Source organism: Tenacibaculum sp. A30, from assembly GCF_051200845.1.
Classification (GTDB): Bacteria; Bacteroidota; Bacteroidia; order Flavobacteriales; family Flavobacteriaceae; genus Polaribacter.
In genome coordinates this window covers 2,251,817-2,265,429 of record NZ_CP195160.1, presented here as the reverse complement: position 1 = coordinate 2,265,429, position 13,613 = coordinate 2,251,817, and the positions used below count along the sequence as shown (strand labels likewise).

Annotated in this window: 13 protein-coding genes; 11 read left to right on the top strand and 2 right to left on the bottom strand. The window is 35.1% G+C overall.

The genetic code is table 11. The features are described from left to right. The first annotated feature begins 63 nt into the window (after positions 1-63). From ACR9ES_RS10890 to ACR9ES_RS10880, 3 genes are read left to right on the top strand one after another with little or no spacing between them, the layout of a single operon-like run. On the top strand, positions 64-3,270 hold the full coding sequence (locus ACR9ES_RS10890; protein ID WP_435254232.1) for an efflux RND transporter permease subunit: 3,207 nt from the start codon (positions 64-66) through the stop codon (positions 3,268-3,270). Between the two features lies 1 nt (position 3,271). After that, complete coding sequence (locus tag ACR9ES_RS10885) at positions 3,272-3,577, top strand: hypothetical protein (RefSeq protein ID WP_274633719.1); 306 nt, start codon at positions 3,272-3,274, stop codon at positions 3,575-3,577. A 2-nt stretch (positions 3,578-3,579) separates the two neighbouring features. Further along, positions 3,580-3,768, top strand: coding sequence for a YgaP family membrane protein (locus tag ACR9ES_RS10880; protein WP_408028309.1), 189 nt, complete (start codon positions 3,580-3,582; stop codon positions 3,766-3,768). Between the two features lie 5 nt (positions 3,769-3,773). Here ACR9ES_RS10880 and ACR9ES_RS10875 read toward each other — a convergent pair whose 3' ends face one another. Next, the gene (locus ACR9ES_RS10875; protein WP_435254231.1) at positions 3,774-4,577 is read right to left on the bottom strand and encodes a zinc-dependent peptidase; all 804 of its coding nucleotides are present in this window, start codon (positions 4,575-4,577) and stop codon (positions 3,774-3,776) included. A gap of 341 nt (positions 4,578-4,918) precedes the next feature. On the opposite strand from ACR9ES_RS10875, the gene ACR9ES_RS10870 reads away from it, so the two are divergent. After that, a complete protein-coding gene (locus tag ACR9ES_RS10870; protein ID WP_369918446.1) occupies positions 4,919-6,229 on the top strand; it encodes a tyrosine-type recombinase/integrase in 1,311 nt (436 codons plus the stop codon). A gap of 2 nt (positions 6,230-6,231) precedes the next feature. Here ACR9ES_RS10870 and ACR9ES_RS10865 read toward each other — a convergent pair whose 3' ends face one another. Continuing rightward, complete coding sequence (locus ACR9ES_RS10865) at positions 6,232-6,945, bottom strand: hypothetical protein (RefSeq protein ID WP_121146958.1); 714 nt, start codon at positions 6,943-6,945, stop codon at positions 6,232-6,234. 163 nt (positions 6,946-7,108) lie between these two features. On the opposite strand from ACR9ES_RS10865, the gene ACR9ES_RS10860 reads away from it, so the two are divergent. From ACR9ES_RS10860 to ACR9ES_RS10830, 7 genes are all read left to right on the top strand, one after another. Further along, a complete protein-coding gene (locus ACR9ES_RS10860; protein WP_099214612.1) occupies positions 7,109-7,336 on the top strand; it encodes a helix-turn-helix domain-containing protein in 228 nt (75 codons plus the stop codon). 202 nt (positions 7,337-7,538) lie between these two features. Further along, entirely contained in the window at positions 7,539-9,362 is a 1,824-nt protein-coding gene (locus tag ACR9ES_RS10855; protein WP_435254230.1) for a hypothetical protein, read from the top strand. Positions 9,363-9,377: 15 nt separating this feature from the next. Continuing rightward, positions 9,378-9,686 carry a hypothetical protein gene (locus tag ACR9ES_RS10850; RefSeq protein ID WP_369918365.1) on the top strand — a complete coding sequence of 103 codons (309 nt, stop codon included), beginning with the start codon at positions 9,378-9,380 and terminating at the stop codon, positions 9,684-9,686. Between the two features lie 258 nt (positions 9,687-9,944). After that, positions 9,945-10,562 (top strand): hypothetical protein, encoded by a 618-nt coding sequence (locus ACR9ES_RS10845; protein ID WP_435254229.1) that lies wholly within the window; start codon positions 9,945-9,947, stop codon positions 10,560-10,562. 17 nt (positions 10,563-10,579) lie between these two features. Next, positions 10,580-10,768, top strand: a complete 189-nt coding sequence (locus ACR9ES_RS10840; RefSeq protein ID WP_121146007.1) for a hypothetical protein — start codon at positions 10,580-10,582, stop codon at positions 10,766-10,768. 578 nt (positions 10,769-11,346) lie between these two features. Beyond that, a complete protein-coding gene (locus ACR9ES_RS10835; protein WP_435254228.1) occupies positions 11,347-12,903 on the top strand; it encodes a hypothetical protein in 1,557 nt (518 codons plus the stop codon). After that, entirely contained in the window at positions 12,900-13,610 is a 711-nt protein-coding gene (locus tag ACR9ES_RS10830) for a hypothetical protein (RefSeq protein WP_369918373.1), read from the top strand. The genes ACR9ES_RS10835 and ACR9ES_RS10830 overlap by 4 nt, the downstream gene beginning before the upstream one ends. The last annotated feature ends 3 nt before the right edge of the window (positions 13,611-13,613 follow it).

Genomic DNA, 13,613 nt, shown 5'->3' with positions numbered 1-13,613 from the left:
TGAAAATGAAACAGTCACCCCATTTTCAAATCATCAAATCAACAAATTTTCAAATTATATAACATGAAAGAAGGTTTAGCAGGAAAAATAGCCAAAGGGTTTATAGGCTCTAAACTTACCATCTTATTAATGGTAGTGTTTATGGTAATTGGTGTGTACAGTTCTTTTTTAATTCCGAGAGAAGAAGAACCACAGATTGATGTACCAATGGCTGATATTTTTGTAGGATATCCAGGAGCGAGCCCTACAGAAGTAGAATCGAGAGTTATCAAACCCTTAGAAAAAATAATTTCGAACATCAAAGGAATAGAATACGTATACTCTACTTCGATGAAAGAACAAGGAATGGTCATTGTTCAGTTTTATGTTGGAGAAGACATCGAACGCTCGTTTGTAAAACTATACAATGAGATTAACAAACATATGGATCAAATGCCGAAAGGTGTTACGATGCCTTTGGTAAAAACACGTGCAATTGATGATGTACCTATGTTAGGGTTGACCTTATGGAGTGAAAACTATGATGACTATCAATTAAAACAAATAGCACAAGAACTTACCAACGAAATCGAAAAGGTAAACGATGTAGCGATTACTCAAAAAATTGGAGGTAGAAATCGTGAAGTACGTGTGGTCGTAGATAAAGACAAACTAGCCGCTAGTGGGCTAGACTTTTTATCGGTTACTGAAATGCTAAAAGCCAGCAATCAGCAGCTAAGTGCAGGAAGTTATGATAAAAATGACACTGAGTTTTTAGTAACTACAGGAAAGTTTTTACAATCTGCTGAAGATGTAAAAAACTTAGTGGTTGGTATACAACAAAATCAACCGATTTATTTAAAACAAGTTGCGAACGTACTAGACGGTCCAGAAATTCCTAAAAACTATGTAAGTTTTGGGTACGGACAAGCCAGTAGTAATGCTTCGACGTATCAATCAGAATATCCGGCTGTAACTATTTCGGTAGCTAAACGAAAAGGGGCTGATGCAATGCAAATTGCCGATGTTATTTTAGCTAAGGTTGATCATTTACGTACCAACTTAATTCCTGATGATGTACATGTTGAAGTTACCCGTAACTACGGTGAAACTGCCTCTCAAAAAGTATCAGAATTATTATTACACTTAATCGGTGCCATTATAGCTGTAACCTTGGTAGTAATGTTAGCCATGGGTTGGCGTGGTGGATTGGTTGTATTCTTATCAGTTCCAATCACCTTTGCGCTTACCTTATTAAGTTACTATATGCTTGATTATACCTTAAACAGAATTACCTTATTTGCTTTGGTATTTGTGACGGGTATTGTGGTAGATGATTCCATTATTATTGCTGAAAACATGCACAGGCATTTTAAAATGAAGCGACTACCATTTAAACAAGCAGCCTTGTATGCTATTAACGAAGTAGGGAATCCAACCATATTGGCAACCTTTACCGTAATTGCTTCGGTGTTACCTATGGCGTTTGTATCTGGATTAATGGGGCCTTATATGAGTCCGATGCCAATTGGAGCTTCTATCGCTATGATTTTGTCATTATTTGTTGCATTAACGATTACTCCATATTTAGGATATATTTTCTTACGTGAAAAAGACAAGCACGGTGCTGAGGAAAAATTTGAAGCAGATGAGACTAAAGCAATGCAAAGTACATTAATCTACAAGTTATATGAGCGATTCGAGCGTCCTCTTATTGAAAACAAAACTAAACGTTGGGTTTTCTTAGGAATCACGATTGTTTTATTGTTAGGTTCTATGTCGTTGTTCTTTACCAAATCGGTAGCTGTAAAAATGTTGCCTTTTGATAACAAGAACGAATTCCAAGTAGTAATTGACATGCCTGAAGGTACTACTTTAGAGCGTACCGATGCGGTAACTAAAGAAATTGCACAGTACTTGGCTACCAGACCAGAAGTAGTAAACTACCAAAGTTATGTGGGTACCTCTGCCCCTATTACCTTTAATGGATTGGTTCGTCACTACGATTTACGTGGGGGAAGTAATATGGCAGATATTCAAGTAAACTTGGTTGATAAAAAAGATAGAAGTATACAAAGTCACGGCATTGCAAAATCGATGCGTGCTGATATTCAAAACATAGCTAAAAAGTTTAAAGCTAATGTAAAATTAGTGGAAGTTCCACCAGGACCACCTGTATTATCTACGATTGTTGCGGAAATATACGGACCAGATTATGACAAGCAAATTGAAATTGCCAACGAAGTTCAAAACATCTTACACAATACAGCCGATGTAGTAGATATCGATTGGATGGTAGAAGACAATCAAACGGAATATGAATTTGTAATCGACAAGGAAAAAGCAATGTTATACGGTGTAGCACCTCAGCAAATTGCTTACACTTTGAATATGGCATTGTCTAACAGAGCGGTTTCAACTTTATATGATGAAGATGCCTCTAATCAAGTAGGAATTGTGTTTTCTTTGGATGAAAAAGAGAAGTCTTCTGTTCAAGATATTGCTCAGTTACAGATTAAATCGCAACACGGCAACATGGTTTCTATAAGTGATTTGGTTGCTGTTGAAGAAAAGAACAGTGCAAAAAGTATTTACAGAAAGAATCAAAAACGTGTGGTATATGTGATGGCTGATATGGCCGGTGAATTAGAGAGTCCTGCGTATGCAATTTTAGGGATGGAAGAAAAATTAAAAGAGATTCCACTTCCAAAGGGATATAAATTGAATGAATTATACATTAAACAACCTGATTTTGAAGATGATTACACCGTAAAATGGGATGGTGAATGGCAAATTACCTTAGAGGTGTTTAGAGATTTAGGAATTGCCTTTTTAGGAGTAATCATCATTATTTACATGTTAATTGTAGGATGGTTCCAAAACTTTAAAGCGCCAATAGTAATGATGGTTGCAATTCCATTATCAATGGTAGGAATTATTTTAGGACACTGGATGATGGGCGCTTATTTTACAGCTACTTCATTTATTGGAATGATTGCCCTAGCAGGAATTATGGTACGAAACTCAGTCTTATTAATTGATTTTGTCAACTTACGTTTAGCAGAAGGAGTTCCGTTAAAACAAGCTGTTATAGAAGCTGGTGCAGTACGTACCACTCCTATTCTACTAACTGCAGGTACGGTAGTTATTGGTGCGTTTGTAATCTTATTTGATCCTATTTTCCAAGGATTGGCTATCTCTTTAATGGGAGGAACGATTACAGCAACAATATTAACCTTATTGGTAGTGCCTTTGGTATATTATTTAATTGAACGTAAAAATTATAAGTAAGATGAAACTATTAATCATAACTGTAGTTGATGGGCTTCAAAATGAAGTACTAAAACTATTAAAAGAAGCAGCTATAGATAATTTTAGTGCTTCTGATATTGAAGGTTTTCGAAATTCTTTTCCTGTAATTTCTGTAAATGATTGGTTTTCTGGAAATGAAAAAGCAACTGGTTCATATATGTATTTCTCATTTACTGAAACTGATAAAATAGATACACTGTTTAACTTAATTGAAACTTTTAATAAAAATTTAGAAACAAATAATCCAATACGAGCTGTTGTGGTTCCTATTGATAAATATATTTAATTATGAAGAATAGAATTGTACGTGGTATTGCTGGTAGTTTTATACTTATTAGTTTAATCTTAGCAATTAAAGTAAATATTAATTGGTTGTGGTTTACTGCTTTTGTAGGTGCCAATTTATTACAATCATCATTAACCAAATGGTGTTTACTAGATGATATTTTAACCAAAGTTTTTAAAGTAAAAGATTAACTTATTTATTCTACAGAATAATTCAACATGAGTTGAATCTTTTTATACAATTGTGGAAATTGTTGCTGTAAATCTTCTGGAGTTTCAAAAAAGTGCTCCATAATTACAGCAACAAATTCCAATTTATTTGTAAGCGCATATGCTCTAAAATATCCTGAAGTTTCAATTCTTTCAATATTCTCTTCCTTTTTCATAAACGCTGTTATTTCTTCAAATAATCGATAATAAATTCGAGCACTAACATCTTTAGATTTTCTTCCATGAAAAGTTAACGCGTGAGAAAATTCATGAATCCCTAAGTTTAGATTATCATTTAATATAATGTTTCCCATCAAAAAATCTTCCCAAGAAAATACAATAGATTTTAACCTCGGGTTAAACTCTCCTTTATGATATTGTTTTGTTATTGTTGAATAAAAACTGGTTGGATACACTATAATTTTATCGAATGTAGAGGTAAGATATCTTCGCATACCAAAAGTGAGCTTTATATACGATGCTGCTATCAAAACCTTTGCTTCTGGTGTTAGCTCAAAATTATCTCTTTCAATAAAATCGTACGTTCTGATAAACTTGGTTAATCGATGCTCGAAATATGCTTTTTGCTTTTCGTTTAACTTCTGATAAAAGGCTATATTTTCTACTAAAAATTCTTTTTTCTTTTTAGGAAGTTTCTTTTTTACTAAATAAAAGTGTACAAAAATAGGTCGGTTAAATAGAGATACGTAAATAGACTCTATAATGTTAACTCCAACACCTACAACTCCGATAAAAATAGCAGTATATTTAATTAAAAAGATGGGTTTCATATCAATTTGAAAAACTCAAATATAACTTATGTAACTTAGGTTAGATTACAAGACAATAGCTTTTTTTAATTTTACGGTCAGTTAAGCAACATTTCCCCAAACATCTACCCTTAAAGATAAAAAACAGCAGAAAACTCTGCTGTTTTTTTGTTTTTTGCGACCCAGAGAGGGTCACATTACATTATTTATCATTATCTCTATTTTTTCAAAACCCCAACAACAAAGCTACATATACGGATACCATTGTTTATAAATGTTCATTAAAAAAACTAAAAAATACATTTTTTCTTACCACGATATTTACCACTATTGTATCTTTGGGGTAAGTAAAAAAACAAAAAATGTATTTCTATTTAAAAGAACCTAAGTCAGAAAAAGAGACACTGATAATTATTCAATTCTATGTAAAGAACGAAAAGGCTATTTTCAAATATTCAACTGGCGAAAAAATAAATCCTGAGAATTGGGATTTTGAAAACAGACTACCAAAATCCAAAAAAGGAATCGGTGGAGCGAAGTTAAAAAAAACAACTTCCAATATAATGCGCTATGATACCTTTTTGGAACGATTGATTGATAACTGTAAAATCAATAATACACCTCTAACTCGAAAGTTTTTAAAAACAGAATTTGACAAACATTTCAAGAAAAAGGTTGCAGCAGAAAAAAAAGGATTTGAATACCTTACTGATTTTATCGATGATTTTCTTATCAAAGCGCCTAACCTTATCAATCGTTCTACAAAACGAAATTATACAGTAGACAAGATAAAACACTATAAAAAAACAAACAACAGATTAAAAGAGTTTGAAACATACAGACGCTCTAAAATCAAAATAAACAAATTTGATATTGTTGTCTATGATGCCTTGGTACACTACCTCACGGATAACAAAAAATACTCAGTCAACTATACAGGAGATTTGATAAAAAACATTAAAAAACTACTTAAAGTAGCCGATGTAGAATTTGGCTACGATGTTCATAAGGATTATGAACGAAGTGAGTTCTCCGTTATCAAAGAAGAAAGTGTATCTATAGCGCTAAGCGAAAATGAAATCGATACACTTTTCAATCACGATTTTTCAAAAAATGAACGTTTGCAAAATTGTAGAGACATGGCTATTATTGGTCTTTGGACAGGGTTAAGAGTCTCTGACTTTCTTAACTTACCTCAAATTAATACGGATGATAAGTTTATTACTGTACAGCCTAAAAAGACAAAAAATTCGTCAGGGGTTAAAGTCGTTATCCCCCTACACCATCAAATTAAAGAAGTCATTAATAAAAGAGGGATGCCTAGAATGATTACTGATGTAAAATTCAATGAATATATTAAAGAGGTTTGTCTAGAAGTAGGATTTACCGATAAGGTAAAAGGTTCACTCATGGTTAAAGATGAAAAGACAGACGTCTATCGTAAAAAAGTAGGTATATACCCTAAATATAAATTGGTAAGTTCCCACACTTGCCGTAGGTCTTTCGCAACGAATTTATATAAGATGAACTTCCCTTCTCTTTCTATCATGAAAATTACTGGACACTCTTCTGAAAAAAGTTTTTTATCATACATTAAAGTTACTCCAACAGAACATGCAGAGAAACTACTCAATCACTGGAATGAATATTACAGTCAAAAAAGAGTTGATTAAGTTTAAAACGTTCTTTTAATTACCTTAAAAATTTGATACACCTCATTAAGGTCTAACTCAAAATCTGAATACTCGGGACTTTTATTTCTACTATGGCAAATAATCGTCCCTTTTTCTTTATCCAGTCCGATAATATCCTTGTGAAAAACATTGTGCTTAGAAAGAATTATCCATCCGTATAAAGTAGGGTTGAATCCATCCATCCAATGATGGCGTCCAAGCTCTCTACCCAATACCAAGGCTCTGTTAGGGGTATCATTTATCCCGCCACCGTTCATACTATCGTTTTTAGTCCTAAATGCTTCGTAATTACCACGACCGTACTTTTCTACATTAAAAGTTACTTCCTCCCATTCATAAATTACATTTGCATCATCTAGCGTTTCTAAAAAAGAAGAATAGGCATCAAAAGGAATCAATCGTGTAGTTACGTTAAAACTACCATCAGGTTTTTCCACAAAAACATTTCCATTGGTATTCACCATAATATCCTTGTTGACAAGCTCTCCCTCTCCTGTGAGTAAATACATGTAGTTAATCTCTTTATATCTATTAGTAATCGCTTTGGCAAGCTTTGGGCTTATCTTACTTCTTCCATTTCTTACATAGTAGATACGAGAATTGCTATTGTCTCCAATCTCTACCGATAAGCGGTTTGCTTTGATACCTAAATGGTCTAATAACTCCTGTAAAATTTCCGAACTGGTTTTCAACATCTTATCAATTTCTTTAAATTATTTTGTCCACAATTTATTCTAAAAGTTGACAATTGATTTTATTTTTGCGTCGTAATTGTCCACAAATATAACAATTAACGATAGATTATTGGTGTTTGTGAGCAAAAATTAAAAAATAGCACAAAAACTTAAAAAATTGAATATGACCCAAGCAGACTTATTAAAAGTAAACCTTAAAGCCTTAACCATTTTTAATGCCAATGATACGATGCTTACTGTAGATGGTTGCGCAAAGTATTTAAAGGTACATCCTAACACGGTTAAAAACCGCATCCATAAAAATACCATTCAAGCAATCTTTCAAGACGGTAAATACCATATTCCTAAAATTCAATTCTTAGAAAAGATAGTAGAGAGCTTTGAACAATAATCGTGAAAAAGAAAGCGCAATGAAAAACGCAAAAAGCGCAAAGACACCACAGCGATAAGTAAGCACTTATTGTAAGTAGCTCACAACAGTGTTGTTGTGGGTTACTTTTTTAAAACAAAAAACGGTTAGTCGTCACTAACCGTTAAAAAATTGCTATGAAAAAAGTTCTGCAAGAACGCAGAACTTTAAGAACCTCGAATATATGAAAAAAAACAATACATCACTAACAAAAATAGGACTGTACAATCAAAAAGTACATGAACATTTACAAGGCACAACGTTGGATGCCATTACCCAACTAACCATTAAGCTATTTAAAGACAATGCGCAGCGCAATAAGCTGAACGATGCGCAATACAACAAAGCCGTAGAGGAATTTAATACCCAACATGGTTATTTGCTTTTAAAAAAGGGAAAAGAGCATGAAAAAGCGATAAGTAAACACTACAACTATATCAACTATCCTTTTTTAGATAGAAGTGCTATGAAAAGCACGATGGATAACTACCGTCAATATGTACATAGCTACAATCAGCAAGCTGTAGACTATAACAAAGCCATAGCTGAGTACAACAAAACGGTTATAGTTCCTAATACTCCAACACTAGCCCAACAAGTCGCAGACTTTACAAAGAAACACCGTAGTGAATTTACAAGTACCTACAACAAGGCTGTAGCAAAATTCAATGCGCAAAAAAACGCAAACTATATCGCAAAAAAGCGCAAACCAACTATCAAGTACACCACCGAGCTTTTATTTAATGTCTTGGTAGGCTTTTACATCGCCCAATTAAAACAACGCAATTCATATCTCTTAGAAATGAATCGTCCGACCAGTGTCTTAAAAAATGCCTTACCAAAGCTAACCATAGACCACCGTAAATTAGCAACACATACTATTGCAGAGATACCAAGACTTGCTATTTGTAAAAAGACAGCACAAAACCACATCAAACGCCTTAGAGAAGCCAACATCTTAATCAACTATACATATACCAACCAATACAAACCGATAACCGTTAATTTCCACCCTGAAATCCTAACGATTTTAGACGGAAATCCACCAAAACCCAAAAGAATTGAAAACCAATTTTTTAAACAGGAGAACTGGAAAGAATTACCAGATAATAATGATACTACTAGAACCTTTTTATTAAAAGAAAAAGAAATAAAAGACTGTGTAAACAACACAGAGTTTCAAAAGGAAGAATTTACATGTCCTGCGGACGGCTTCTACAAGAACACCACAGTGATAAGTAAGAAAACAATTCGCCCGCGCCAAACTTCCGAAGCAGTCAAAGTCCTATTGCCTGATTTTTTAAAACAAAAAAAAACGAGCCAAGGCACAAACAGTCCGCTTACGCATAATTTTTTAGCTCGATTGCAAGACGATAGAGAACTAGCGCAAGAACTAGCAGACGGTGTGTATGATAATTACAAAGGATTACGTTATGACTATCTGCAAAAAATAGAACTCTACGCCAATGTAACGACTGAAGAATTTAAGGCAATTTTACTACAAGATTGTATCAAAACTTCTGCAAAACTATGGAAACAGCACAATGTCTATGTAGGCGAATGGAAAAAAGCTATCAATTACCTAAACAACGAACTATTTACAAACATCACTCAAAAGACAACCCTAATTCAAAAACTCAAAGAATATCGTTGGAAATTGGAGTTTGCTCGCAAGTGGTTTATTAAATCACAAGTAACCGCATTGTATCCCTCATTGTACTTTGATAAAACACGTACCCAATCCCATGAAATAGGCTTTTTCGGCTTGCACAAAGTATGGAAAACCCATGTAAAGTATCAGGAAAAAAAGGCAATAGAAAAAGCGCAACGACAAACGCAACAAAACGCAAGAAAGCGCAAAGCGACCTATCAAAAAAAAATTACAACAGCCATCAAGAAATATGAAAAAGGCAATTATACGGCAAAACAGCTATACACCTATGTACAAACCAACCTACCACATAGTTATCTGTCAGCATTGCCTACGATGATACACTATAATCATTAAAACAGAATCTATAAAATGAGCAAAAAAGAAAACCGATGCCATTGCGGAACAGGATACAAAATCACTTGTCCAAAATGTAGCAAGCTAAAAATGGTTATCCTCTTAAAAAATGGGAACAGTCATTTAAAGTATAAAACAAGCCATACCAACTATGCAAACCCCGTTTGGTATAACCATTTGAGTAAAAATAGTAAAACCATCAACACCTTAATCAATAGCATGTATAAACGATTTCAAAAGTCAAAATACATAGACGCTACCAACAAGCTCATGTTTTTTGACAATCAGACCAAACAACATATCACGACAATAGTAACCGCATAAAAAGAACAACAAAGCATCAACCAACACAGAAAAAGGGTTTGTAGTACGAGACTGAAACTCTGAAACCCCGAAATACCCATTAAGCTCGCCAGTAAATCAGTCTATCGTTGGGAGATCAGAATTAGATAAAAAATAAACAATGAACAGTTATCAAAAATGGTGTGAACTCCAAGAAGAAAATCAGTATTGGAAGACGCAAGAAAAACGCAATAAAGCGCAAGGAAACGCAAAAAAGAGAAGTACAATTAAAAAGAGAACATGAAAATACAACAATCAGCAAATGGTAATATAGTTATCACAGGAACATCAGGAGTGATAGAACACATCTTACCCACAATAACTATTCACAAACACCCGAGATACCCTAACGAAGCAATACTAATAACCCACAATACCAATTACAAAGACGAACAACAAGGCATTACCATACTCGCAAGAAACGTAACCCATGTAAATGATATGAGATTTTATGGAAACGCACAGAGTCTAAAAAGTATGTTAGAAAACGAATTGAAATTACAAGGAGGAACAAAGGAAGCTCCACCCAAAACCAAAGAACAAGACCCCATGTATGTCGCTTACTTACAAGCCAACACTTACGAAAAGTTGCTAAGTTTTGTTAAAGAACATCAAGACAATATCGGAGGAAAAAGATACCATGAAGACGGTAGAATAAGCGAAGAAGAATTTTTTTGTCAGTTTGAAACATTTATCATTCGAGTAACCTTGCGTTACTACTACAAGCTAGACAATCAAAGCCTTATCAATTACATTCTAATGTCAGGAAGTACCAGTTACGTACACGAACCCAAAAAGGTATATGTGTATGATGGCAACAATACCATTACAGGGCATGTCTATGAGAAAGCCTATTAGCAGTAAACACACGAACAATGACCGCTATTTACAGTAAAAAGAAACTATTTGAAAAATACTATTACCTACCAGAAAGAGAAATGCGTGTAACGATTAATGAGATTATCGCAGAGATACGCCATTTACCTTTTGAGGTAGCCAAACATAAAAAGAAACTACGACCAAGTGAAGTAAGAAGATTTTTAGAAGTATATGATTTAGTATAAAAGGAAAAAGAAAATTAACCTTTTATCATTTCAATATAATCAAAATAAAAACTGATAACTACTTATTAAATAGATGATTACTTGGTGTTAGAATTAATGTTTTTCACAATTTTATAAGTCTAGAAATAATAATTTTCACTAACTTTACGCCAACTTACTACTAACCTAAGAGTACGGAGGACAGCGGGGCGAATTGCTGTGCGTAGAAAAAATTGAGCATTCATATTATTTATGAATGCTCTTTTTTGTTTTCAAACTACTTTATTTATTAAAATAATCATAAGTATATAGTATTGTAAGTCTAGAAATAATAAATTTCAGTAACTTTACGTTATTAATCACTAACTGAAGTGTACAGACAACTGCGGGGGCTGATTGCTGTACATTAAGAAGATAGAGCATCCAAAATATGGATGCTCTTTTGTTTCTTTAAAAACTATTTCATGTATAGAACCCTCCCCAATCTTACCAAACCCTCCCAAAAGTTAACTAATTACAGCATAACTTAGCGAAGCCTTTCAAACCCTGAACCCCCACAAAACACTTCAAGTACTTTTGACTCAGCAAAAGAAAAAGAAGTGAATCCCGAGGCAATTAATACCATCTTATACAGACCCATCCAAAAAGGAAGTAGATACGACAAGTTACTTCCACATAGCGACTGTAGTAGTGTAAAAATTGCCAATGGAGACACCAAGGTAGCAATTGAAAGTATGGCATTGTGGGTATATAAATACCAACACCACACCCAAAAGCTATCCCAAGAAAAATTTGCAAAGCACCCCTTACAAAAATTATGCAAGGAGCTACACAGGTTTTTGTATCAGCATCTACAATACAAGATAGATACCTACGACCAATTATTACGTAGCCCTGCCTGTGCTTGGGCTACTCGCTCACAGGGATTGGATTGCAAGAGTTATAGCATTTTCGCAAGCTGTGTGTTATTAAATTGTGGGGTTACACACTACTTGCGACGTGTTATACAACAAGAGGGGGAGGGCTACAGCCACGTATATGTAATAGTTCCCAAAAACCAACACACATTTGACCTAAACGACGGGTACTATACCATAGACGGCACCTTACAAACATTCAAAGAACAGGACATACACCAATCTGACGATGTACTAATGACACCCAAAACCCAAGGTTTATCAGGAGCTATTGGTGGAGAACTGGTAAAAGGTGTTGGAAAACTAGTGAACTATGCCGTGAGTGAATTCATACAAGAAATGAACTCCTGTAGTGGTTCGTATTACGATGCCTCAGTAGTAAAACTTAAAATCAGACGTGATTTACGAGACAAGCTACAACAAAAAATCACCCAATTAGGCGAAGCCATCACCTTTAGAAACCGTGCAAGGACACAACACTTGTTCAACGAAATTTTCAAAGAAGTAGATTTAGGTATTGCCCATTTACGCAACGAAACCGCTTATAGTTCCTACGAACATTGCGACGGAGAAACCCTAGCCCATGCGCTAGCCTTTGCGGAAAAATTAAAAACATTTATCGATAATTTTTTCGAAGAATTTAAAAAGCATGCCCCTTATTTCAAGGTAGAAGAATTTACCAAGTCAGCCAATGTGAACAGTAGAACGCTCTATTTTGTGGTGGAGAATGAAACCAACCCCATCGTAGCCGACTACCGCTTTATTGTTCTACGAAAAGAAATATCCACCTATGGACTAGACCCGATATTTCCATTTGAAGCCAATGCAGAAAAATGGCTAATAAACAACCTAGCCCATTTACAAAAAACCTATAACGACGGACGGGAAAAAAGCTATGAAAAAGAAATAACCCCACTGTTAGACAAGGTAAAAGCCTTACGAGCCAAAGCACATTTAGGCGGAGAAATGCTGTATTATTTCGAACAACCCTTACAACGAGAACTCTACAAAGTATGGTTGCGATACGATGCAAACTACACCCAATACCTAAAAGAAGAAGCTCAAAACACACGTACCGCTAATGAATTAGCCCTACGAGACTATCAAGAACGCTTTAAAAAAAATGTGGCAGAAGATAAGCAAGCCAAAAAGCGCAAGCGATTAAAAATCCAAGTAGGTATTGGCGCAGTAGCCTCCGCCTTGCTCGTATTGTTTTTACAAAAAAATAAAAAGTTATGAATGAAGAATTTGACACCATAGGCACGCATGTCCCGTATGGGCTGTATGGTTGGTTCGACGGCTTTTGTCCCTCCAATGGAATTGCCAGTCGATTGAACAACCAAGCCAAAGGCGTATGGGCGCAAAAAGCCGAATGGGACAACAAATACAAGGCACTCCAAAACGGACGACAAGCCGCCGAATGGGAAAGCCTTAAAAAAGAAGTACGGCGCTTAGAACAAGCCATAAAAGCCGAGCAACAACAATTAGCCCAAGAAGAAGGCATCGCTGATGCGTTAGGCTTAGGCGCTTGGTGTAACGGTGCAGTCTCCAAAAGAAAAAAAGCCGAAGAAAGTTTGCGCAATGCAGAAAAGTCCCTAGGACATATCAAAGGCGCTTTTCAAACCTTGGAACGTCAACAGACCCAAGGTATCAAAGAAGCCAATGCAGTCATTAAAGCAAACCAACAAAAGCTCAATGCCATTAAACAAAGCATTGTCCAAGTCAAACAAAAAATTGCAAAGTACAAAGCAGAAAGAGACCATGAAAAAGCCCAAGCAGCCAACGCCACACCCGCCGAGGTTAGCAACGCCAAAAAGAAACGCATTGCAGGAATCGCCAAAGAAAACGCACCGCTGATACTAGGAGGTATTGCACTGTTAGGCGCAGTGGTCTATCTCAATAAAAGAAGTCCAACCCACAAAACGGTGAAGTCCGTAAGTGTATAAAAC